Annotated in this window: 19 protein-coding genes; 15 read left to right on the forward strand and 4 right to left on the reverse strand. The window is 70.1% G+C overall.

Features of this window, described 5'->3' with window-relative positions; all coding sequences use genetic code 11:
* Nucleotides 1-100 precede the first annotated feature (100 nt).
* The 6 genes from DTPSY_RS15630 to DTPSY_RS15655 all read left to right on the forward strand — a co-directional run bounded on the left by DTPSY_RS15630 (nt 101) and on the right by DTPSY_RS15655 (nt 6,356).
* Entirely contained in the window at nt 101-976 is an 876-nt protein-coding gene (locus tag DTPSY_RS15630; protein ID WP_015914380.1) for a PhzF family phenazine biosynthesis protein, read from the forward strand.
* Nucleotides 973-1,950: a threonine dehydratase gene (locus DTPSY_RS15635; RefSeq protein ID WP_015914381.1), complete on the forward strand. Its 978-nt coding sequence runs from the start codon at nt 973-975 to the stop codon at nt 1,948-1,950. The genes DTPSY_RS15630 and DTPSY_RS15635 overlap by 4 nt, the downstream gene beginning before the upstream one ends.
* A gap of 174 nt (nt 1,951-2,124) precedes the next feature.
* Nucleotides 2,125-3,213, forward strand: a complete 1,089-nt coding sequence (locus DTPSY_RS15640) for a cyclase family protein (RefSeq protein ID WP_011806935.1) — start codon at nt 2,125-2,127, stop codon at nt 3,211-3,213.
* Nucleotides 3,214-3,246: 33 nt separating this feature from the next.
* Nucleotides 3,247-4,506 (forward strand): ABC transporter substrate-binding protein, encoded by a 1,260-nt coding sequence (locus tag DTPSY_RS15645; protein ID WP_015914382.1) that lies wholly within the window; start codon nt 3,247-3,249, stop codon nt 4,504-4,506.
* Nucleotides 4,503-5,624, forward strand: a complete 1,122-nt coding sequence (locus DTPSY_RS15650) for an SDR family oxidoreductase (RefSeq protein WP_015914383.1) — start codon at nt 4,503-4,505, stop codon at nt 5,622-5,624. The genes DTPSY_RS15645 and DTPSY_RS15650 overlap by 4 nt, the downstream gene beginning before the upstream one ends.
* Before the next feature lie 60 nt (nt 5,625-5,684).
* A complete protein-coding gene (locus tag DTPSY_RS15655) occupies nt 5,685-6,356 on the forward strand; it encodes a histidine phosphatase family protein (RefSeq protein ID WP_011806938.1) in 672 nt (223 codons plus the stop codon).
* A 65-nt stretch (nt 6,357-6,421) separates the two neighbouring features.
* Here the strand turns inward: DTPSY_RS15655 and DTPSY_RS15660 are convergent, their stop codons facing one another.
* Complete coding sequence (locus DTPSY_RS15660; RefSeq protein WP_015914384.1) at nt 6,422-7,249, reverse strand: creatininase family protein; 828 nt, start codon at nt 7,247-7,249, stop codon at nt 6,422-6,424.
* A gap of 50 nt (nt 7,250-7,299) precedes the next feature.
* Between DTPSY_RS15660 and DTPSY_RS15665 the strand changes: the two genes are divergently transcribed.
* Both DTPSY_RS15665 and DTPSY_RS15670 read left to right on the forward strand, forming a co-directional pair.
* Nucleotides 7,300-8,052, forward strand: coding sequence for an alanyl-tRNA editing protein (locus tag DTPSY_RS15665; protein WP_015914385.1), 753 nt, complete (start codon nt 7,300-7,302; stop codon nt 8,050-8,052).
* Between the two features lie 52 nt (nt 8,053-8,104).
* Nucleotides 8,105-10,321, forward strand: a complete 2,217-nt coding sequence (locus tag DTPSY_RS15670) for a protein-disulfide reductase DsbD family protein (protein WP_015914386.1) — start codon at nt 8,105-8,107, stop codon at nt 10,319-10,321.
* Here the strand turns inward: DTPSY_RS15670 and DTPSY_RS15675 are convergent, their stop codons facing one another.
* The gene (locus DTPSY_RS15675; RefSeq protein WP_015914387.1) at nt 10,322-11,368 is read right to left on the reverse strand and encodes a formylglycine-generating enzyme family protein; all 1,047 of its coding nucleotides are present in this window, start codon (nt 11,366-11,368) and stop codon (nt 10,322-10,324) included.
* A gap of 181 nt (nt 11,369-11,549) precedes the next feature.
* On the opposite strand from DTPSY_RS15675, the gene nhaA reads away from it, so the two are divergent.
* From nhaA to DTPSY_RS15690, 3 genes are read left to right on the forward strand one after another with little or no spacing between them, the layout of a single operon-like run.
* Complete coding sequence (nhaA, locus tag DTPSY_RS15680; RefSeq protein WP_041838897.1) at nt 11,550-12,800, forward strand: Na+/H+ antiporter NhaA; 1,251 nt, start codon at nt 11,550-11,552, stop codon at nt 12,798-12,800.
* Nucleotides 12,801-12,849: 49 nt separating this feature from the next.
* Nucleotides 12,850-13,365 carry a CoA-binding protein gene (locus DTPSY_RS15685; RefSeq protein ID WP_015914389.1) on the forward strand — a complete coding sequence of 172 codons (516 nt, stop codon included), beginning with the start codon at nt 12,850-12,852 and terminating at the stop codon, nt 13,363-13,365.
* Between the two features lie 54 nt (nt 13,366-13,419).
* Entirely contained in the window at nt 13,420-14,745 is a 1,326-nt protein-coding gene (locus DTPSY_RS15690; RefSeq protein ID WP_015914390.1) for an O-acetylhomoserine aminocarboxypropyltransferase/cysteine synthase family protein, read from the forward strand.
* 52 nt (nt 14,746-14,797) lie between these two features.
* On the opposite strand, the gene DTPSY_RS15695 is transcribed toward DTPSY_RS15690, so the two are convergent.
* The gene (locus DTPSY_RS15695) at nt 14,798-15,781 is read right to left on the reverse strand and encodes a TerC family protein (protein ID WP_015914391.1); all 984 of its coding nucleotides are present in this window, start codon (nt 15,779-15,781) and stop codon (nt 14,798-14,800) included.
* Between the two features lie 127 nt (nt 15,782-15,908).
* On the opposite strand from DTPSY_RS15695, the gene DTPSY_RS15700 reads away from it, so the two are divergent.
* The 4 genes from DTPSY_RS15700 (at nt 15,909) to DTPSY_RS15715 (ending at nt 22,111) form a co-directional block, all read left to right on the forward strand.
* Entirely contained in the window at nt 15,909-16,835 is a 927-nt protein-coding gene (locus DTPSY_RS15700) for a LysR family transcriptional regulator (protein WP_015914392.1), read from the forward strand.
* 101 nt (nt 16,836-16,936) lie between these two features.
* A complete protein-coding gene (hemE, locus tag DTPSY_RS15705) occupies nt 16,937-18,049 on the forward strand; it encodes a uroporphyrinogen decarboxylase (protein ID WP_015914393.1) in 1,113 nt (370 codons plus the stop codon).
* Between the two features lie 650 nt (nt 18,050-18,699).
* The gene (gene priA / locus DTPSY_RS15710; RefSeq protein WP_015914394.1) at nt 18,700-20,874 is read left to right on the forward strand and encodes a replication restart helicase PriA; all 2,175 of its coding nucleotides are present in this window, start codon (nt 18,700-18,702) and stop codon (nt 20,872-20,874) included.
* Between the two features lie 115 nt (nt 20,875-20,989).
* A complete protein-coding gene (locus DTPSY_RS15715) occupies nt 20,990-22,111 on the forward strand; it encodes an asparaginase (protein ID WP_015914395.1) in 1,122 nt (373 codons plus the stop codon).
* Nucleotides 22,112-22,323: 212 nt separating this feature from the next.
* On the opposite strand, the gene DTPSY_RS15720 is transcribed toward DTPSY_RS15715, so the two are convergent.
* Entirely contained in the window at nt 22,324-23,280 is a 957-nt protein-coding gene (locus tag DTPSY_RS15720) for an AEC family transporter (RefSeq protein ID WP_015914396.1), read from the reverse strand.
* Nucleotides 23,281-23,392: the final 112 nt, after the last annotated feature.

Raw genomic sequence — 23,392 nt, forward strand, 5'->3', positions numbered from 1 at the left:
TGACCTTCCCGCGCGGGAAGGTGGCTGCAGCCCTGCGCACGCGCAGGTGCCGCCGCCGCATGCCCGCCCCATCCTCTATCACCACCACCGGAGCCGTTCCATGCGCCTGCGCCCGTTCCAGCAAGTCGATGTCTTCACCGCCACGCCCTACCTCGGCAACCCGCTGGCCGTGGTGCTGGACGGCGAGGGCCTGTCCACCGAGGAGATGCAGCGGTTCACCAACTGGACCAACCTGTCCGAGGCCACCTTCGTGCTGCCGCCGACGCCCGAGGGTCATGCGGCCGGCGCGGACTACCGCGTGCGCATCTTCTGCCCTGGGCGCGAGCTGCCCTTTGCCGGCCACCCCACGCTGGGCACCTGCCACGCCTGGCTGCAGGCCGGCGGCCAGCCGCGCGCCACGGGGCGCATCGTGCAGGAATGCGGCGTGGGGCTGGTCACACTGCGGCGCGACGGCGAGCAGCTTGCCTTTGCCGCGCCGCCGCTCGTCAAGAGCGGCCCGCTGGCCGAGGACGATGTGCAGCTCATCGCACGCGGCCTGGGCGTGGCGCGGGACGACATCGTGGCGCATGCCTGGTGCGACAACGGCCCCAACTGGCGCGGCGTGATGCTGCGCTCGGCCGAGCAGGTGCTCGGACTGCGGCCCGACGGCGCGGTACTGGCCGGGCTGGACGTGGGCGTGGTGGGGCCGCGCGGCAAGGTCGGCGTGGTGGGTGCCAGCGATGCCGAGGGCATCGCGTTCGAGGTGCGCGCCTTCTTCCCGGGCAACAACGGTCTGGCGGAAGACCCCGTCACCGGCAGCCTGAACGCGGCGCTGGCGCAATGGCTCATCGGCGCGGGCCTGGCGCCCAGCCGCTATGTGGCCAGCCAGGGTACGGCGCTGGGCCGCGCCGGGCGCGTGCATGTGCAGCAGGACGGCCCGCAGATCTGGGTGGGCGGCCACTCCGTCACCTGCGTGCGCGGCGAGGTGCGGCTGTGACGCGCGCCGCAGCACCGCTGCCCACGCTGGCCGACATCGAAGCCGCGGCACGCACCGTCTACCAGGAGTTCCAGCCCACGCCGCAGTACCGCTGGGGCCTGCTGGGCGAGCGCCTCGGCACGGAGTGCTGGCTCAAGCACGAGAACCACAACCCGGTGGGCGCGTTCAAGATCCGCGGCGGCCTGACGTACTTCGACCAGCTGGCGCAGCGGGGTGAGCTGCCGCGCGAGGTCATCAGCGCCACGCGCGGCAACCACGGCCAGAGCATCGGCTGGGCCGCGCGACGCCATGGCGTGGCCTGCACCATCGTCGTGCCGCACGGCAATTCGGTGGAGAAGAACGCGGCCATGCGCGCACTGGGCGTGAACCTGGTGGAACACGGCGACGACTTTCAGGCCGCCCGCGAGCACGCCCTGCGGCTGGCCGCCGAACGCGGCGCCCACATGGTGCCCAGCTACCACCCCGACCTGGTGCGCGGCGTGGCCACCTACTGGTGGGAATTCCTGCGCGCCGTGCCGCACATGGATGTGGCCTATGTGCCCATCGGCCTGGGTTCCGGCGCCTGCGCTGCCGTGGCGGCCAAGCGGGCATTGGGACATGGAGTGCGCCTGGTGGGCGTGGTGAGCTGCCACGCCACCACCTATGCCGACTCGTTCGCCGCGGGCCATGTGGTGGCGTCGCCCGTCAGCACGCAGATCGCCGACGGCCTGGCGGTGCGCATGGCCGACCCGGACGCATTGGCCGTGCTGCTGCCTGAACTGGACCGGGTGGTGCAGGTCAACGATGACGCAGTGGCCGCCGCCATGCGCGCGCTGTTCACGGACACCCACAACGTGGCCGAGGGCGCGGGCGCGGCGGCACTGGCTGCCGCGCTGCAGCAGCGGGAAGCCCTGCGCGGCCAGTGCGTGGGCCTGCCGCTCACGGGCGGGAATGTGGATGCGGCGTTGTTCGCCCGGGTACTGTTGGGGCAGTGACTGCGGGTTTCGACCTGCAAAACACGCCGCACGAGGCCGGCCGGAGAACGCCAGGGTTTTCCCGGCGGGTGATTTCAACCAACAAAACTTTCATCGCGGTGTTTGACGCAGCCCTGCCTGCGCCAACACCATTGCTTCCAAGCCGCACCCATCCGCGGCGCTGGAGACACCAATATGCGATGGAGACAACGCCCCGCCGGCTCCAACTGGGGTGACTTCGGGCCCGACGACCAGTTGGGCCGCACCAACCTGATCGGCCCGGAGCAGGTGCGCAAGGGCGTGCAGGAAGTGCGCGAGGGCATCAGCCTGTGCCTGTCGCTGCCGCTGGACTACCCTGGCGGCAACGTGCTGAACGCGCGCCGCCTGCCGCCCCAACTGCGCCCCACGCGGCGCGAAGGCATTCCGTACGTCAACTTTCCGCTGGGCCATGTGTACCCCGGCGCCACCGACGTGGTCAGCGACGACCAGGTGCTGCTGTCGTTGCAGTACTCCACGCAATGGGACTCGCTGGCGCATGTGGGTGCGCTGTTCGACCCCGACGGCGATGGCCAGCCGCGCACGGTGTACTACAACGGCTACCGCGGCCACGAGCACATCCTGGGTCCGCAGGACCATGGCATTCCCGCGCGCGACGGCGACGGCGCGGCGGCGCGTTACCAGCCCGTGTGCTGCGCCGGCCGCGCACCGGACGAAAGCGTGGCCCGCGCGCTGGGCGTGGAGCACCTGGCCGTGAAGGGCATGCAGGGGCGCGGCGTGCTGGTGGACCTGGAGCGCGCCTACGGCACCGACTTCCGCGACATCGGCTACGACGAACTCATGCGTGCCATGGAGCGCAGCGGCGCCAGCGTGGAGCCCGGCGACATGCTGCTGCTGCGCACCGGCTTTGCCGAGCTGGTGCTGTCCATGCAGCGCCAGCCCGACGCGCACCGCCTGCACCACAGCTGCGCCGCGCTGGACGGCGGCGACGAAAAGCTGCTGCAGTGGATCACCGACAGCGGCATCGCCGCGCTGATCGCCGACAACTACGCCGTGGAGCGCCACCCGCCACGCCGCGTGCCCGAGGACGGTGCGCCCTACCCCGTGCTGCCGCTGCACGAGCACTGCCTGTTCAAGCTGGGCCTGCCGCTGGGCGAGCTGTGGTACCTGAAAGAACTGGCCGACCACCTGCACGCCCTCGGGCGCACCCGCTTCCTGCTCACCGCGCCACCGCTGCGCCTGCCGGGCGCCGTGGGCTCGCCCGTGACCCCCATTGCCACCCTGTGATTCCCCAAACACACACCAACCAAGGAGACAACCATGAACCGCCCCGTCCACCTCACTCCGCACCCCCTGACCCGCGCCTGCCGCGCGCTGTGCACGGGCCTTGCCCTGCTGGCCGCCACGGCCACCGTCACCGCCCAGGGCACGGCAATTTCTGACGACGTGGTGCGCCTGGGCATCCTCACCGACCTGAACGGTCCGTTCGCCGACATCACCGGCCCAGGCAGCGCCGCCGCCATCCAGATGGCCATCGACGACTTCGGCGGCAAGGTAGCGGGCAAGAAGATCGAACTGGTGGTGGCCGATCACCAGAACAAGGCCGACATCGCCTCCAGCAAGGCGCGCGAGTGGTTCGATACCGGCAAGGTGGACGCCATCATGGACGTGGCCGTCTCCGCGCCGGCGCTGGCGGTGCTGGAGGTGGCCAAGCAAAAGCAGAAGGTCGTCATCTTCAACGGCCCCGGCCTGGACCGCCTCACGGGCGACCTGTGCATGCCCAGCACCGTGCACTACGTGTACGACACCTACGCCCTGGCCAACGTGACGGCCAGCGCCATCACCGCACGCGGCGGAAAGGACTGGTTCTTCATCACCGCCGACTACGCCTTTGGGCACAGCCTGCAGGAGCAGGCCAGCGCCGTGGTCACGGCCCAGGGCGGCAAGGTGCTGGGCGCGGCCCGCCACCCGATCGCGGCGACCGACTTCGCCTCGTTCCTGATCAGCGCGCAGAACAGCAAGGCCCAGGTCGTGGGCCTGGCCAACGCGGGGGGCGATACGGTGAACACCATCAAGGCCGCGCGCGAGTTCGGCCTGACCACGGGCAAGAACAAACAGACCCTGGCCGGCCTGCTCATGTACATCAACGACATCCACGCCATCGGCCTGCGCACCGCCGGCGGCCTGATGCTGACCGAGGGCTTCTACTGGGACATGAACGACGAGACGCGCGCCTGGTCCAAGCGCTACTTCGAGAAGATGAAGAAGATGCCCAACATGAGCCAGGCGGGCGCCTATTCCTCGACCATGCATTACCTGAAGGCCGTGCAGGCCGCCAAGACCGACGACACGGCCCATGTCATGGCCAAGATGAAGGCCACGCCCATCAACGACTTCTTCGCCAAGAACGGCCGCATCCGCGAGGACGGCCGCATGGTGCATGACATGTACCTGTTCGAGGTCAAGTCGCAGGCCGAGTCCAAGTACCCGTGGGACTACTACAAGCTCGTGGCCACCGTACCCGGCGACAAGGCCTTCCTGCCACTGTCGCAGTCCAAGTGCCCCATGGTGAAGAAATGACGAACACCGTACTCGTCGTGGGCGCCACCGGCGTCGTGGGCCAGGCCTGCCTGCGCCACTTCGCCGCCCTGCCCGGCTGGCGCGCCGTGGGCGTGGCGCGCCGCGCCATCGCCCTGCCCGCGGGCGCCACCGCGCTGCAGCTGGACCTGCAGGACGCGGCGGCCTGCCAGGCTGCGCTGGGCGCGCGGGACGACATCACCCATGTGGTCTATGCCGCCGTGTACGAGCAGCCCGGGGGCCTCGTGGGCGGCTGGCGCGACCAGGAGCAGATGCGCATCAACCTGCAAATGCTGCGCAACGTGGTCGAGCCGCTGGACCGCCCGGGCGGTGCGCTGCGCCATGTGACCATCATGCAGGGCGGCAAGGCCTACGGCGTGCACATCCACCCGCAGATCGCCGTGCCCGCACGCGAACGCTGGCCGCGCGACCCCCACGAGAACTTCTACTGGCTGCAGGAGGACTTCCTGCGCGAGCGCCAGGCCAAGGGCCAGTGGCACTTCACCATCATGCGCCCGCGCATCGTGTTCGGCGACGCGGCGGGCAGCAACATGAACCCCATCCCGGCCATCGGCGTCTATGCCTGGCTGCGCCATGAACAGGGCCTGCCGCTGGCCTACCCCGGCGGCCCGGCGCGCGTGAACCAAGCCATCGACGCCGACCTGATCGCCCAGGCCTGCGCCTGGGCTGCCGAGTCGCCCAACGCACGCAACGAAACCTTCAACCTGGAAAACGGCGACGTGTTCGTCTGGCAGAACGTCTGGCCCACCATCGCCGACGCGCTGGGCATGCCCGTGGGCGAGCCCGAGCCCCAGTCGCTGGCCACCGCGCTGGCCGACCAGCAGCCCGCGTGGGAGCGCCTGGTGGACAAGTACCAGTTGGCGGCGCCGCGCGATCTGACCGCCTTCATCGGCCAGGGCGCAGCGTATGCCGACTTCCAGATGAACCACGGCAGGGCCGCCCCGCTGCCGCCGGTGATCATGAGTTCGGTGAAGATCCGCCAGGCGGGCTTTCATGCGTGCATGGACACCGAGGACATGTTCCGCAAATGGTTCGGCCAGTTGCAGCAGCGCCGCCTGCTGCCCACGGCGGCGCAGGCGCGGGCGGCGCTTGCCGCCTAGCGCGCCGCCGGTCGCAGCCGCGACAAGCGCGCGGCTGCGGCCTCGCCACAATTCCAGACCATGGGAACCCTCTACCTCGTGCGCCACGGCCAGGCCTCGTTTGGCGCGGACGACTATGACCAGCTCAGCCCGCGCGGCCATGAGCAGGCGGTGCGCCTGGGCGCGTACTGGCGCGAGCGCGGGCTGCAGTTCGATGCGGTGCTGTGCGGCACGCTGCGCCGCCATGCGCAGACGCTGCAAGGCATCCAGCAAGGGCTGGAGGGTACGCCCGAGCCCCTGCTGATGCCGGGACTCAACGAATACGACAGCCATGCGCTGATCCACTGCGTGCACCCCATGCCGTTGCCGCGCCCCGACACGCCCGAGCTGTACAAGCAGCACTTTCGCCTGCTGTGCGATGCCATGGCGCAGTGGATGGCGGGCACCATCAGCCCGGCGGGCATGCCCTGCTGGGACGATTTCTCTGGCGGGGTGCGCGCCGCGCTGGACCATGTGCGGCGCCAGCACACGGGGCACAACGTGCTGCTGGTCTCCAGCGGCGGGCCCATCGCCGCCGCCGTGGGCGAGGTGCTCTGCACCCCGCCCGAGGTCACGATCGCGCTGAACATGCGCATCCGCAACAGCGCGGTCACGGAGTTCAGCATCAGCCCCAAACGCCTGATGCTGCAGACCTTCAACACGCTGCCGCACCTGGACACGCCCGAACACCGCGGCTGGGCAACGCACGCCTGAGAACGTTTGCTATTGAAAAGTGAGCTGTTAGCGCTTGATGGAAAAGCGCTAGAGCCGATTTTTGCTTAAATTTTTGCCACCGTCTCGGGCGGCAGCGCATGCAGCTCGCCCAACAACTGGGCCAGCCCCCTTGCGGCAGCCTGCACCATGGCCTGTCCCTGGGCGGCAGTGGCGGCCGCGGCATTGCCAACGGCGCCCGCGGGGTTGTAGTCCTCGATGGCCCAGCCCATCTTGGCGCTCTTGCCGTTGCCCAGCAGCCCGTAGCGCGCCGCGCGGTCCTGCGAGGTCGAGGGGAAATGCTGCGCATGCTCCATGCGCACGGTGGCCGGCGCCAGGTGCAGCATCATGGACGTCTCGATCTCGCCGCCGTGGATGCCGAAGCGGTGCTCCTGCGCAGCAAAACGTGCGTTGGTGGCCTCGTCCACCAGGTTGAACCAGCTACTGCCGTACACCAGCAGCCCGTGGCGCTGGCGCAGCTCGCGCGCCACGATGTCCATGGCCGCCACGTTGCCCCCGTGGCCGTTGAGCAGCAGGAGCTTCTTCACCCCCGCGCGCGCGATGCAAGCGCCCAGCTCGGTCCACAGCGCGATCAGCGTGGCGGGCGACAGCGTGAGCGTGCCGGGGTAGGACAGGTGCTCGGTGGACAGGCCCACGTTCTGCGCCGGCAGCAGCAGCACGGGCAGATCGGCGGGCAGCAAGGGCAGCGCAGCGTCGATCACGCCGGCCAGCAGCGTGGCATCGACCGACAGCGGCAGGTGCGGCCCATGCTGCTCGACGGCGGCCACGGGCAGCACCGCCACGGTCTGCGCGGCCAGGCCCGTGGCCTGCGCCTGGGCAAAGTCGCGGGCGGACAGCTCGGCCCAGAAACGAGAGGTATATCGCATGCGGGCCATCTTAGAGCCTGTCCGCGCACTCCTGGGCGGACGCTCTACCATTGCCCACCATGACCCACGACCTTTTCCGCGCCGACAGCTACCTGCGCGAATGCAGCGCCATCGTCACCGCCCTCACGCCCGAGGGTGGCGTGGTGCTGGACCGCACCGTGTTCTATCCGCTGGGCGGCGGCCAGGCCGGCGATGCCGGCGTGTTGCTGCGCCCCGATGGCAGCGCACTGGCGATTGCCGACACGCGCAAGGGCAAGGACGCCGAGGGGCGGCCCACCGCGGACATCGTGCATGTGCCCGCGCCAGGCCAGGCGCTCGGCCTGGCGGTGGGCGATGCGGTCACGGCGCGCATCGACTGGGAGCGCCGCCACCGGCTGATGCGCTTTCACACCACCACGCACCTGCTGTGCCACATCGTCGCGCAGCCGGTGAACGGCTGCTCGATCACGCCCGACTACGCGCGCCTGGACTTCCACATGGACGGTGCGCTGGACAAGGACGCGCTCACCGCCGCCATCGCGCGCCTGGTGGCGCAAGACCATGCGGTGACCATCGGCGCGATCAGCGACGCGGCACTGGACGCCAACCCGCAGCTCGTCAAGAGCATGAGCGTGCAGCCCCCGCGCGGCACCGGCACGGTGCGCACGGTGCGCGTGGGCGGCGCCTGCGACGGCGACGCCGCGCAGATCGACCTGCAGCCCTGCGGCGGCACGCATGTGGCGCGCACCGGCGAGATCGGCGCCGTGGTGGTCACCAAGATCGAGAAAAAGGGCGCCATGTCGCGCCGCGTGGTGCTGGGCTTGGGCGCCTGAACGCCAGCCCCCAAGGAACCAAACCCCGCCCCAGTTGCTCCCACCCTGCGCCATGTCCTGCCTTCGCCCCTTGCAGCGCTCCCTGCACACTCTTTTTTTCATAGCTGCTTGCGCTGTATCCACGGGCGCCATCGGCCAAATTCAGCTCAAGACAACCGCCGCCGCGGGCAGCAGCAGCGTCGTCACGCCGCATGTGCGCGCCGAGCTGGTGGCCCAGGCACCCGACGGTGTGGGCCCGGGCAAGCCGCTGTGGCTGGGCCTGTCGATCACGCACCAGCCCGAATGGCACACCTACTGGAAGAACCCGGGCGACTCCGGCCTGCCCACGCAATTGGAGTGGCAGCTGCCGGCGGGCATCGATGCGGGCGAGGTCGCCTGGCCCGTGCCCAAGAAGATTCCGCTGGGCAACCTGGCCAACTACGGCTACGAGGGCACGGTGCTGTTGCCCGTGCCCATGACCGTCTCCCCGGCCTTCAACCCCGGCCCGCTGGCCAAGGAAGCGACCTTCCAGCTCAAGGCCTCGTGGCTGGTGTGCCGCCAGGAGTGCATCCCCGAAGAGGGCAGCTTCACGCTGCAATTGCCGCTGCAAGGCACGACGGCGCTGCATGCCGCCGCGTTCGATGCCGCCGCCGCGGCGCACCCGCGCGATCTGCCGGCTCTAGGCGGCAGCAGCGCGCAGGTCGAGGGCGACGCCGTGCTGCTGCGCGTGGCCGGCCTGCCCCCGGCGCTGCAGGGCCAGACGCTGGAGGTGTTCCCCGAGACCACGGGCGTGGTGGAGACCGCCGCCACGCCCGCGCAGCAGTGGGACGGCGCGGTGTGGACCGCGCGCCTGCCGCTGTCGCCCCAGCGCAGCGACGGGCCCGTACCGATGCCGGTGGTGCTGGCCCATGGCGGCCAGGGCTGGCGTGCCGAGCTGCCCGTGCCGGGCGGCTGGCCCGCCGTGGCGGCACTGAAGGGCATGTCGCCCGCGCTGGAGGCCGCGCTGAAAGCCAACGCCGCCAATGCCGCCGCGCCCGCGGCCCCCGCCGCTGCGACACCCGCGCCGCTGGGCACCTGGCTGGCCGCGCTGGCCGGCGCGCTGCTGGGCGGGCTGATCCTGAACCTCATGCCCTGCGTGTTCCCGGTGCTGGCGATCAAGGTGGTGGGCTTTGCGCGCCATGCGCAGAACCAGCGCGCCCACCGCATCGGCGGGCTGGCCTACACCGCGGGCGTGGTGCTGTCGTTCCTGCTGCTGGGCGCGCTGATGCTGGGCCTGCGCACCGCGGGCGAAGCCGTGGGCTGGGGCTTTCAGCTGCAGTCGCCGGCGGTGGTGGCGTCGCTCGCCGCGCTGTTCACGCTGATCGGATTGAACCTGGCGGGCGTCTTCGAGTTCGGGCGCATGCTGCCCTCGTCGCTGGCGGGCCTGCAGGCGCGCCACCCCGTGCTGGATGCCTTCCTGACCGGCGTGCTCGCCGTGGCCGTGGCCTCGCCGTGCACGGCGCCGTTCATGGGCGCATCGCTGGGCCTCACGGCCACGCTGCCCGCGGGGCAGGCACTGTCGATCTTCGCGGCGCTGGGCCTGGGCCTGGCCCTGCCCTACCTGCTGGCCAGCTGGCTGCCCGCGTTTGCGCGCGCCCTGCCGCGGCCGGGCGCGTGGATGGACACGCTGCGCCGCCTGCTGGCGTTCCCGATGTTCGCCACCGTGGTGTGGCTGGTGTGGGTGCTGGGCCAGCAAAGCGGCATCAACGGCGCGGCGGCGCTGCTGGCGCTGCTGGTGGCGCTCAGCATGGCCGTGTGGGCGCTCACGCTGCGCGGGGCCACGCGGGCGGTTCTCGCCCCTCTTTCCATAGCTGCTTGCGCTTGGCTGGTATGGCTTTGGGGCCCAAAGATCATTGAACTGGAAAGCACACCCATGGCCGCAGCCTCCGCCCCCAGCGGCGTGGCCGGCGTGACCTCCTGGCAGCCCTGGCGCCCTGGCCTGGCCGACGAGCTGGTGGCCCAGGGCCGCCCGGTGTTCGTGGACTACACAGCCGCCTGGTGTGTGACCTGCCAGTACAACAAGAACACCACGCTGGCCAGCGCTGCGGTGCTGCAGGACTTTGCAACGAAGAACGTGGCCCTGCTGCGCGCCGACTGGACGCGGCGCGACCCCGCCATCACCGCCGCGCTGGCACAGCTCGGCCGCAGCGGCGTGCCGGTCTATGTGCTGCATGCGCCGGGCAAGGCGCCGGTGGTGTTCTCCGAGATCCTGGGCGAGTCGGAACTGCGCGCCGCCATGTCCGCGCTCTGATCACCGCCGCGCGCCGCGTGGCCGTGGCGATTGCGGCGGGTCGATCTCGCGCACCAGGCGCAGGCCCACCAGGGTGTAGCGCGTCTGGGGCGTGTTCCAGTTGCGGAACCCACAGCGCGCGTACAGCGGCCATGTGTGCCAGGAACCGCCGCGGCGCACGCGCACCTGGCCGGTGGCCGGGCCCTGCGGATCGTCCCGCGGGGAGTGCGCATAGCCCTCCTCGGCATACCAGTCCGACACCCATTCCCACACGTTGCCCAGCATGTCGTGCACGCCGAAGGCGTTGGGCGCGTAGCGGCCCACGGGCGCGGTGAACGCATGCCCGTCATGCCCCGGCGCGGCCTGGGGCCGCCAGCGCGGCCAGTAGGGCGCGGCATCCTCGTCGAACACGTTCGCGTGGCGCGCCAGCGCGGCCGGGTCGTCGCCATGCGGGTAGCGCGTGCGCGTGCCAGCGCGGCAGGCGTATTCCCACTCCGCCTCGGTGGGCAGGCGGTAGCGGTGGCCCTCGGTGGCGCTGAGCCAGGCGGCCAGCGCATGCGCGTCGTGCCAGGTGATGTTGACCACCGGGTGGTCGTCGCCCTGGGCGAAGCCGGGGTTGCGCCAGGAATAGCGCGGGTCGCGCCCCTCGAATGCGTCGCCGCGCACGCTGGCGGCGGGGTCGTAGGCCGGGTTGTAGCCGTAGCCGCCCGTGCCGTCGGCCTCGGACTCGGGCACGTAGCCTGAGGCCTGCACGAAGCGGCGGAATTGCCCCACCGTGACCTCCGTCTGCCCCAGGTAGAAGGCGCGCGTGATGCGCACGGTATGGGCGGGCGCCTCGTCGGCCAACTGCTCAAACCGCCAGCGCTCCAGCGTCGGGTAGGCACGGGCCAACGCGTCGACGGGCTCGCTGCTGCCCATGCGGAAGCTGCCCGGCGCGATGCGCACGAAGGGCATGCCCAGCGCATTCACCCAGAGGGCCGGCGCGGCCGGCTGCGCCTGCGCCGCGCTGGCGGCCAGGACAAGCGCCAAACAGACGCCCTGCAAAGCGGCAGAGGTGGCACGGACCATCGCAAACTCCTGGGCATGCGAAAAAAGCCAGTGTAGGGCCGGGGCATTGCGCGGGCACGCTGGGCGCGGCTTCCTATACTGCCCGCGGGTGTCCACCGCATGGGGCGGCAGGGCAGGATTGTTGCAGCGCAGGTCGGGCCGCCTGTGCACCACGGGCCGCAGCATGCGGCCCCGCCTGCCCATGACCGACCGCCTTACCCCGCGGCGCGCTGCGCCGCGCCAGCCCGCCCTGCTTCCCCTGGCCGACCGCTGCACCGCTCTGCTATCGCGCCTGTCGCATGCCGATGCCGCAGGCGGCATCGTGCTGCTGATCGCGGCCGTCGCCGCGCTGGCCTGGGCCAATTCACCCTGGGCCGCCAGCTACCACGCACTGTGGCACGTGCCACTGTCGGTCGCCGTGGGCGGCTGGCAGCTCACGCAGTCGCTGCATTTCTGGGTGAACGACGCGCTGATGACGGTGTTCTTCCTCGTGGTGGGGCTGGAGATCCGGCGCGAACTGCACGACGGCGCCCTGGCCCAGCCCCGCGATGCGCTGCTGCCCGTGCTGGCCGCGCTGGGCGGCGTGGCCGTGCCGGCGCTGCTGTACCTGGCGCTCGTGCCGCCCGCGTTGCGCAGCGGCTGGGCCGTGCCCACCGCCACCGACATCGCCTTCGCGGTGGGCGTGCTGGCCCTGCTGGGGCGCGGCCTGCCGCCGGTGCTGCGGGTGTTCCTGCTCACGCTGGCCATCATCGACGACCTGGTGGCCGTGCTCATCATCGCGCTGTTCTACTCGGGCGGGCTGCAGTGGCCGATGTTCGGCATCGCCGCGCTGGGCCTGGCGGGCGTGCTGCTGCTGCAGCAGCTGGGTGTGCGCCGCGCCTGGGCCTATGTGCCGGCCGGCGCGGTGCTGTGGTGGGGCATCTGGCAGACGGGCGCCCACCCCACGCTGGCCGGCGTGGTGCTGGGCCTGGTGACGCCGGTGCACGCACTGGCCGGGCGCGAGCCCGCGCCCCCGGTGCAGCGCGTGCAGGCCAGCCTGCATCCGTGGGTGACCTTTGGTGTGATGCCGCTGTTTGCGCTGGCCAATGCCGGCGTGGCGCTGGGCAGTGCAGGCGGCGCGCAACCGGCGGCGCCGGGCACCGGCCTGGTCATGGCCGCGGTGGCCGTGGCGCTGGTGGCCGGCAAGCCGCTGGGCGTGCTGCTGGCCTGCTGGCTGGCCGTGCGCCTGCGCCTGTGCGCCCTGCCCGCGGGCATGGGCTGGGGCGGGCTGCTGCTGACCGGGCTGCTGGCGGGCATCGGCTTCACCATGGCGATCTTCATCGCCACCCTGGCGTTCGACAGCGCCGCGCTGCTGGACGCCGCCAAGCGCGGGGTGCTGCTGGCCTCGGGCCTGGCGGCGTTGCTGGGACTGGCGTGGGGGTGGTGGCTCCAGCGCCGCGCCACGACCGCCTGAGGGGTGGCGCGGATACCCGTGGGCCCACGGCTGTGCATACACTGCCGCCATGCTCCGCACACCCGACACCATCAGCACTTTGCGTGACGTGCTCACACAGTGCCACACCATCGCCGTGGTGGGCCTGTCGCCGCAATGGCACCGGCCCAGCCACTTTGCCGCCAAGTACATGCAGGCGCACGGCTACCGCGTGATTCCCGTGAACCCGCTGGTCGCGCGCGAAGGCGGTCAGATCCTGGGTGAGACCGCCTACGCCAGCGTGCTTGATGCCGCCGCCGCGCTGGCCGCGCAGGGCGCGCGCATCGATATGGTGGATTGCTTTCGCAAGAGCGAGGACATCCCGCCGCTGGCGGCTGAAGCCATCGCGGTGGGCGCGCAATGCCTGTGGCTGCAGCTGGGCGTATTCAACGAGGCCGCCGGCGCGCAGGCCGAGGCCGCGGGCCTGCGCGTGATCCAGAACCGCTGCGTGAAGATCGAGCACGCACGCCTGTTCGGCGGCCTGGGCTGGATGGGCGTGAACACCCAGGTGATCTCGTCCAAGCGCCTGCGCAAGCTCCCATATTGATAGCTGCTAGCGCTTGATGGATAAGCGCTAGAGGCCTATTTGACCCATAACACCATGACCGCATCCACCCCACCCGGCTCTGGAGCCGACCGTGCCTTCGGCTTCGGCACGCGCGCCATCCACGCCGGCGCCCAGCCCGACCCCGTGACCGGCGCGCGCGCCACGCCCATCCACCAGACCACGAGCTTCGTCTTCGACGACGCCGAACACGCCAGCAGCCTGTTCAACCTGCAGACCTTCGGCAACGTCTACAGCCGCATCAGCAACCCCACGGTCGCCGTGTTCGAGGAGCGCATGGCCAGCCTGGAGGGCGGCCGCGCGGCCCTGGCCTGCGCCAGCGGCATGGCTGCGCAGATGGCGGCGCTGTTGGCCATCCTGAAGGCCGGCGACCACATCGTGGCCGCCAGCACGCTCTATGGCGGCACGGTGGGGCAGCTGGGCGTGGGCTTCAGCCGCCTGGGCATCGAGACGACCTTCGTCGACCCGTCCGACCCCGAGAACTTCACCCGCGCCATGCGCCCGAACACGCGCGCCGTGTACGGCGAGACCATCGGCAACCCGCTGGTCAACGTGCTCGACATCGCGGCGATTGCGGAGGTGGCCCACGCCCACGGCGTGCCGCTGGTCATCGACAACACCGTGGCCAGCCCCTACCTGTGCAACCCGCTGGCCCTGGGCGCCGACATCGTGGTGCACAGCGCCACCAAGTACATCGGCGGCCACGGCACCACCATGGGTGGCGTGGTGGTGGAGGGTGGCCAATTCCCCTGGGACAACGGCCACTTCCCCGAGATGGTGGAGCCCAGCCGCGCCTACCACGGCGTGAAGTTCTACGAGACCTTTGGCGATTTTGGCTACACCATGAAGGCGCGCATGGAGGTCAACCGCACCTTCGGCGGCGTGCTCTCGCCCCTGAACGCCTGGCTGCTGCTGCAGGGCGCCGAGACGCTGCACCTGCGCATGCGCGAGCACTGCCGCAACGCGCTGGCCGTAGCGCAGTTCCTGCAGCAGCACCCGCAGGTGGCCTGGGTTAACTACCCGGGCCTGCCGGACTCGCCGTACTACGCGCTGGCGCAAAAGCAGTTCCGCACGGTGGATGGCAGCCCCGGCGCCTCAGGCATCCTGACCTTCGGCGTGAAGGGCGGCGCCGCGGCGGGCGAGCGGTTCATCGACGCCTGCGAGTTCTTGAGCCACCTGGCCAACATCGGCGACGCGAAGACGCTGGTGATCCACCCCGCCTCCACCACGCACCGCCAGCTCAACGAGGAGGAGCTGGTCCGCGCCGGCGTGCGCGCGGACATGGTGCGCCTGAGCGTGGGCATCGAGGAGCTGGACGACATCCTCTGGGACATCGACCAAGCCCTGGCACGCACGCGCTGAACCGGGCCACCCACGGCCAGGGTCACGCCCGACCGGGGGTGCGCAGGGCAGGTCAGCGCTTGCCCGGCAGTGGGGGCGCGGGGCGCGCCGCGCTCCCCCCCGAGCCGCGCAGCGACAGCACGATGGAGCCGGCAATCAGCGTCGCCGTGACCAGCAGCGCGTAGCCGATGGGAATCTTCACCAGGTCGATCAGCAGCATCTTGGTGCCGATGAACACCAGCACCAGCGCCAGACCGTAGGCCAGCAGGTGGAACCGGTTGGCCAGGTCGGCCAGCAGGAAGTACAGCGCGCGCAGGCCCAGGATGGCGAACACGTTGGCCGTGAGCACGATGAACGGGTCGCTGGTGATGGCGAAGATGGCGGGGATGCTGTCCACCGCGAAGATGATGTCGGTGGTGCCGATCAGCACCAGCACCACGAACAGCGGGGTGTAGTGCTTGACGCCGTCGATCATGGTGGAGAGTTTCTCTCCGTCGAACCGGTCGGTGATGCGCATGCGCTGGCGCAGCAGCTTGAGCACCGGGTTGGTCGCGATGTCGGGCTCCTGCCCCGCGGCCAACCACATCTTGATGCCGGTGACCACGAGGAACGCGCCAAACACGTACAGCAGCCAGTGGAACGTGGCCAGCAGCCACGCGCCCGCCAGGATCAGCAGCGTGCGCAACACGATGGCGCCGATGATGCCGATGATGAGGGCGCGCTTTTGGTACTGCGGCGGCACGGCAAAGTAGCTGAACAGCATCAGGAACACGAAGATGTTGTCCACCGACAGGCTCTTTTCGACGAGGTAGCCGGTGATGAACTGCATCGACACCGTGTTGGCCACGTCGCGGCCCTGGCTGCCGTCCAGGTACCACCACAGCAGTCCCACGAACACGAATGCCAGCGCAAACCACAGCAGGCTCCAGCGCGCGGCCTCGCCCATCGTCACCCGGTGCGCGCCCTGGCGCTCCATCACCAGCAGGTCCACGGCGATCGCCACGACCACAAAGGCGGCGAAGCCCGCCCACATCCACCAGGTGCCTATCGTTTCCATGCGTTCCTTCTCCAACAAGGTTGTACTGACGGGCCCACAGCCCGAGGAGGTGCAATGTAGAGGTCGCATGGATTCCAAAAAATCTGCCTTATCGATACTATTACTTCGGTTTTTACGAAGTAACTCCATGAGCCAGAGCTTCAACTACCGCCACCTGTACTACTTCTGGGTCGTCGCCAAGGAGGGCGGCATGGCACGGGCCGCCGAGCGGCTGGACATGGCCGTGCAGACCATCAGCGCACAGGTGCGCGAGCTGGAGAAGTCCCTGGGGGTGAGCCTGCTGCGCGCCGAGGGCCGCAACCTCATGCTGACCGAGGCCGGCGTGGCCGCGCTGCACGAGGCCGACCACATCTTCGCGCTGGGCGAGCAGCTGCCCCAGCGCGTGCGCGAGGCCGCCTCAGGACCCACATTGCGCCTGAACCTGGGCATCTCCGACGGCATTGCCAAACTGGCGGTCCACCGGCTGCTCACTCCCGTGCTGGACGAGCCCCACCTGCGCCTGCTGTGCCACGAGGGGGAATTCCAGCCCCTGCTGGGCGAACTGGCGCTGCACAAGCTGCACGCGGTACTGGCCGACCGCCCCGCCCCGCCGAACCCGGCGCTGCGCACCACCAGCCAGTTGCTGGGTACCAGCGCCATTGGCTGGTATGCCCCGCCGCTGTGGGCGCAGGCCGCGCGCCACGAATTCCCCCGCAGCCTGGCGGTGGTCCCCGTGCTGTTGCCCACCGAGCACGCCGCGCTGCGCGCGCGCATCGACCACTGGCTGGAACGCGAGCGCATCCGCCCGCGCATTGCAGGGGAATTCGAGGACAGCGCCCTGCTCAGCACCTTCGCAGCCACCGGCATGGGCGTGATGCCCGCGCCCGAGACCCTGGGCGCGCACCTGGAGCAGACCCATGGCCTCGTGCCCGTGGGCACCACCCCCGAGGTGCATGAGCAGTTCCACCTGATCTACAGCGCCCGCAAAGTGATGCACCCGCTGCTGACCCGGCTGCTGGAGGCCGGAGCCGATGGGACGCTGTGGAACCCGGACCCCACCCGTTCCCCCGTCTGAGGAGACGGCGCATCGTCCTGCAGCGCCCCTTTCCTTGATCTGAGGCAAGCCCGCGGGGCTTGCCCAAGGCCTGCGGGAGCCGGCCTGCGACAATCGCGCGCATGAGCTTCGCCCCCCTCCAGAACGACACCTTCCTGCGGGCCTGCCGTCGTCAGGCCACCGACTACACGCCCCTGTGGCTGATGCGCCAGGCGGGCCGCTACCTGCCCGAATACAAGGCCACGCGCGCCAAGGCCGGCAGCTTCATGGGTCTGGCCACGAACGTGGAGTACGCCACCGAGGTGACGCTGCAGCCGCTGGAGCGCTTCCCTCTGGACGCGGCCATCCTGTTCAGCGACATCCTCACCGTGCCCGACGCCATGGGCCTGGGCCTGTCGTTCGCCGAGGGCGAAGGCCCGCGCTTTGCCAAGGCGGTGCGCGACGAGGCCGACGTGGCCGCGCTGGCCGTGCCCGACCTGGACAAGCTGCGCTATGTGTTCGACGCCGTCACCAGCATCCGCCGCGCGCTGAACGGCCGTGTGCCGCTGATCGGCTTCTCGGGCAGCCCCTGGACGCTGGCCTGCTACATGGTCGAGGGCAAGGGCAGCGACGACTACCGCCTCGTCAAGACGCTGATGTACAGCCGCCCGGACCTGATGCACCGCATCCTGGCGGTGAATGCGGACGCCGTGGCCGCGTACCTGAACGCCCAGATCGACGCCGGCGCCCAGGCGGTCATGGTCTTCGACAGCTGGGGCGGCGTACTGGCCGATGGGTGCTTCCAGGACTTCAGCCTGGAATACACCCGGCGCGTGCTGGCGCAGCTCAAGCGCACGGGCGTGGACGGCCAGGACGTGCCGCGCATCGTCTTCACCAAGGGCGGCGGCATCTGGCTCGACGACATGAAGGACATCGACTGCGAGGTGCTGGGCCTGGACTGGACGGCCCACCTGGGCAAGGCGCGCGCCATCGTCGGCGGCCAGGTCGGCGGCCCCGGCAAGGCACTGCAGGGCAACATCGACCCCAACGTGCTGTTCGCCCCCTCGGCGCAGATCGTCACGCAGGTGCGCGCCGTGCTCGACAGCTTCGGCACACCCCACACCGACAAGACCACCACCGGTCCCACGCACATCTTCAACCTGGGCCACGGCATCAGCCAGTTCACCCCGCCCGAACACGTGGCCGCGCTGGTGGAAGCCGTGCATGGCTATTCACGCAGCCTGCGGCAGCGGTGAATGCCTACTTACCAGGGTTGCGGCGCCGGCATGACTTATTCACACTGCGGCAGCCGCATCCGGCTTGCCGCGCGGCCCGCAGTGAGCAGCGCAACAACCGGCAACAAATCACTCCGAACCTCGTAAGTGGTTGATTCATATGAAGGTCCTGCGCCTGCCGATTTTGTGGGCACCCTAAGCAAACCACGGCCAGACAAGGGCTTTCGGGCGGCCCAGCCGGGATATCAACAAAGTTATCCACAGAAAATCTGAACTTCCTGTGTTTCCCTCGCAAAATCAAGCACTTGCCGCACGAAGTGAAGGAAAAGTCCCACAGTGGCTGCGGCGCCTACCACATCCGGGGGATGCTCTTCCCTATTGACAGCGCCAGTTGTTCACATGCTGGCAACTGCGGCCCCCTGCGCAGAGCGTCGCCCGACAACCGCTGCGGCACTTTTTGCGGTGCAGCAAAGAACGTTGATTCATAAGCTTTTTTTGCACCGCGCCGTCTACAAATCCGCTAGCGCGCAGTCCAGCAGGGGCGCGTCCCGCGGCGTGTTGCGCGCTGCTTTTCAACAAAGTTATCCACAGCATCTCTCATAGCAGTGGGCAAGCTTGTGGAATCATGCGGGGCCGCGCCCCGGTGCCGCCCGCCTTTTCACCCACCGCCCATGCCTGACCGCTCCCTGTCCCCGACCACGCCGCATGACAGCGCCGCCTGCCTGCTCTGCGTGGCCGTGAGCACGCCGGCGCACAGTGGCGTGGGCGAACCGCTGAGCTATGCCAGCCCGCGCCCGCTGCCTCCGGGGACACTGGTGCGCGTGCCGCTGGGCGCGCGCGAGGTGCTGGGCGTGGTCTGGGACGCGCCCGCCGAGCCAGCGGCGCTACCGCCGGGCATGGTGCCGCGCACGGTGGCGGGCGTGCTCGAAGGCGTGGCGCCGCTGGACGCCGCCTGGCGCCGTCTGGTGAGCTTCGCCGCGCGCTACTACCAACGCGCGGTGGGCGAGGTGGCGCTGGCCGCCCTGCCCCCACAGCTGCGCGACCTCACGCCCGAGCAGTTGGCGCGGCGCCTGCGCCGCCCCGCACCGCCGGCGCACCCTTCCGAAGCAGTTGCAAAAACAATAGCACTTACCGCAGAACAGGCAAGCGCTACAGCCCAAATCGATACAGAGCGCGGGCCCTTCCTGTTGTTCGGCAGCACGGGCAGCGGCAAGACCGAGGTGTACCTGCACTGCGTGCAGCGCGCCCTGGCCGGCCATCCCGCCGCACAGGCACTGGTGATGGTGCCCGAGATCAACCTCACCCCGCAGCTGGAGGCGCGCTTTCGCGAGCGCTTCGCGCCCCTGTACGGCGAGGCGGCCGTGGTCAGCATGCACAGCGGGATGACGCCGGCACAGCGCCTGAAGAGCTGGCTCGCCGCGCATACGGGCGCTGCGCGCATCGTGCTCGGCACGCGCATGGCGGTGTTCGCCAGCCTGCCGGGGCTGGCACTGGTCGTGGTGGACGAGGAGCATGACGCCAGCTACAAGCAGCAGGAGGGCGCGCGCTACTCCGCGCGCGACCTGGCGCTGTGGCGCGGACGCGAGCAGGGCGCCAAGGTGATCCTGGGCAGCGCCACCCCGTCGCTGGAGAGCTGGCATGCCAGCACCCCGGCCAGCGAGGGGGGCCCGGGCCGTTATCTGCGCCTGCACATGCCCAGCCGTATCGGCTCAGGGGACGGCGCCGGCACAGGCGAGCTGCCGCGCGTGCGCCTGGTGGACATGGGACAACAGCCGCGCAGTTCGGGGGCGGGTGGCGTGTTCTCGCCCCCGCTGCTGGCCGCCATCACCGAACGGGTGCAGCGCGGGGAGCAATGCCTGGTGCTGCTCAACCGCCGGGGCTTTGCACCCGTGCTGCACTGCCATGACTGCAGCTGGAAGAGCGACTGCCCGCACTGCAGCGCCCACCAGGTATTCCACAAGAGCGACCGCACGCTGCGCTGCCACCACTGTGGCTTTACGCAACGCGTGCCGCGGGCCTGCCCCAGCTGCGGCAACCCGGACATCCTGCCCCTGGGCCGGGGCACCGAGCAGCTGGAAGAGCAACTGGCCGCCCTGCTGCGCAACGTGATCACCCCGGACCGCCGCGCCGCGCGCGTGGCACGCATCGACGCCGACACCACCCGCGCCAAGGGGGCGCTGGAGGAGCAACTGGCCCAGGTGCACAGCGGCGAGGTGGACGTGCTGGTCGGCACGCAGATGGTGGCCAAGGGACATGACTTTCGGCGCATCACCCTGGTGGCGGCCGTGCAGCCCGACGGAGCGCTCTTCAGCAGCGACTTCCGCGCGCCCGAGCGCATGTTCGCCCTGCTGATGCAGGCCGCGGGCCGCGCGGGGCGCGATGCGCGCTATGTGGCCGCGCAGGGCAGCCCGCCCGAGATGTGGATCCAGACCTGGCACCCCGACCACGCCGTCTATGCCGCGCTGCGCCGCCACGACTACCCGGCCTTCGCCGCGCGCCAGCTGGCCGAACGCCAGGAAGCCGGCATGCCGCCCTTCGCCTATCAGGCGCTGGTGCGCGCAGACGCCCGCACGCAGGAGGCGGCCCAGGCCTTCCTGCAGGCCGCCAGCGACGCCGCGCGCGCCGCCGGGCTGCCGGGGCTGGACCAGGTCTTCCTGTTCCCGCCGGTGCCGCTCGCCATCCAGCGCGTGGCCAATGTGGAGCGCGCGCAGATGCTGCTGGAAAGTCCCCAGCGCGGTGCGCTGCAGCGCTTTCTGGCCGCGTGGCAGCCGCTGCTGCATGCCGAGCGCCCGCGCCACCGCGGCCTGGTGCGCTGGCTGGTGGACGTGGACCCGCAGGCGATCTGAGGCCCCCGCCGCTGCGGGCGGTGCCCGCGGGTTTTCTCGCATGGCATGCGCTGCGCCATCGGGGCAAAGTTCCGCCCCCGGTCCACGAGACCGCTTTTCTTTTTTGGAACCCACAATGACCTTCCAAGCGTTTCGCATGTCGCTAGTGGCTGCTGCCATCACCGTTGCCGGTTTTGCCGGCGCCCCCACCCTCGCCCACGCGCAGGACACGCGCGCCACGACGGCCACGCAGGCCCAGCCGGCCGCCGCCAAGCCCCGCGTGGTGGTGCTGGCCACGGGCGGCACGATCGCCGGCGCCGGCGCCTCGGCCATGAACAGCGCCACCTACACGGCCGCCAAGGTGCCCGTGGACAAGCTGCTGGCCGGCCTGCCCGAGCTGTCCAACGTCGCCCAGGTGTCGGGCGAACAGGTGTTCCAGATCGCTTCCGAGAGCTTCACCAACGAACACCTGCTGAAGCTGGCCCAGCGCGTGTCGCAACTGGCCAAGCAGGGCGACGTGGACGGCATCGTCATCACCCATGGCACCGACACGCTAGCCGAGACCGCCTACTTCTTGAGCCTGACAGTGCGCACCGACAAGCCGATCGCGCTGGTCGGCTCCATGCGCCCGGGTACTGCCCTGTCGGCGGACGGCGCGCTGAACCTGGTCAACGCCGTGAGCGTGGCGGCCTCCAAGGATGCGCGCGGCAAGGGCGTGCTGGTCACCATGAACGACGAGATCAACACCGCGCGCGACGTGAACAAGGACATCAACATCCAGACCAGCGCCTTCAAGAGCCAGTGGGGCCCGCTGGGCATGGTGGTGGAGGGCAAGAATTACTGGTTCCGCGCGCCGGTGAAGCGCCACACCACGCAGTCGGAATTCGACATCGATAGCATCACCTCGCTGCCCCAGGTGGACATCGTCTATGCCTACGGCAACGTGCAGCCCACGGCCGTGAACGCGCTGGTGGCCGGCGGCGCCAAGGCCATCATCCATGCCGGCACGGGCAACGGCTCAGTGGCCGACCGCATGGTCAAGCCGCTGCAGGACGCGCGCGCTAAGGGCGTGGTCATCGTGCGTTCTGCGCGCGTGCCCTACGGCTTCGTGCTGCGCAACGCCGAGCAGCCCGACGACAAGCACGACTGGGTGGTGGCCCACGATCTGCGCCCCGAAAAGGCGCGCATCCTGACCATGCTCGCCCTGGCCAAGGGCGCCAGCACGCAGGAACTGCAGCGCATGTTCTGGGAGTATTGAGGTCTGCCCCTCAGGCGCCCGCGTCTTCCCCTGCCCTCCCCTCGCGTCGCAATACGGGCAGGGGGACGGCACCCTCGCTGCGCGGCGTGGCCGGTCCAGGTCCTTGCCCAATGGCCGTCGGTCTGGCGCACGCGGTACAACGGCTGCGCTTCAGGTGGATATTTTTTAGCCAAATCGACACCTAGCGTAGTCCCACCCTGCGCCAAGCGCTCTCATTTTTGAACCAAAAGCGCAACGGCCGCCGAAAAGCTGAGGAACGCCAGCCCCGTACTCACCAGGATGATGCGCGCCACGCGCCCGCCGTGGGCCCCGAAGCGCTCCACCAGCAGCGCCACGTTGCTCGCGCTGGGCAGCGCGGCCAGCAGCACCATCACCGTGAGCGTGAACGGCGACAGGTCCACCCCCAGCGCCATTGCCGCACGCCCCAGGCACCACACCAGCAGCGGGTGCACGACGAGCTTGGCCAGCGCGATCGGCACGTACTGGCCCGGCGGCACGTATTCCTGCTGGTTCATCTGCGAGCGCGCCAGCACCGCGCCAATGGTGAACAGCGCCACCGGCGATGCCGCGCCCGCCAGCATGGCCAGGGTCTGGTCCACGGGGCCCGGCGGCTGCCACTGCAGGACCGACGCCACGCCGCCCAGCACGATGGACCAGGGCATGGGGTTGGTGGCCATGCCGCGCAGCGCGTTGCGCAGCGCCACGGCCACGCCGTGCGCACCCGCGCCATCCAGGCGCGACAGCGCGATGCACGCCGAGCTCGTGATCACCAGGTCCACCGCCAGCACCACGATCACGGTGCCGGCACTGGCCTCGCCCAGCAACGCCACCAGCAGCGGAACGCCCATGAAGCCGGTGTTGGGAAAGGCAGCCACCAGCGCGCCGAAGGCCGCATCGTTCCACCCCCGGCGCCGCAGCGTGAGGGCCACCGTGCCGCCCACCATGAGCAGCGCACACAGCAGGTACAGCCCGGCGACGGCCGGGTCCAGCAGCTGTGCGATGGGCGTGCTGGCGCCGAAGCGGTACAGCATGCATGGCAGCGCGAAATACAGCACGAAGCTGTTCAGCCCCCCGATGGCGGACACCGGCAGCGCCCCGGCCCGCGTGGCCAGGTAGCCGCACAACACGAGGGCGAAGAAGGGGAAGGTGATCAGCAGGACGGACAGCACGGGCGCGATTGTCGCAGCGCCGCCGCGCGCTGAAACGCCTTGTCACCGGGCGTGCCACCCCGGGCAATCACCCTGGTGCGCGCACGCCGCTATCATGCACACCCGCTGTTCT

The sequence above is a fragment of the [Acidovorax] ebreus TPSY genome (assembly GCF_000022305.1).
GTDB classification, from domain to species: Bacteria; Pseudomonadota; Gammaproteobacteria; order Burkholderiales; family Burkholderiaceae_C; genus Diaphorobacter; species Diaphorobacter nitroreducens.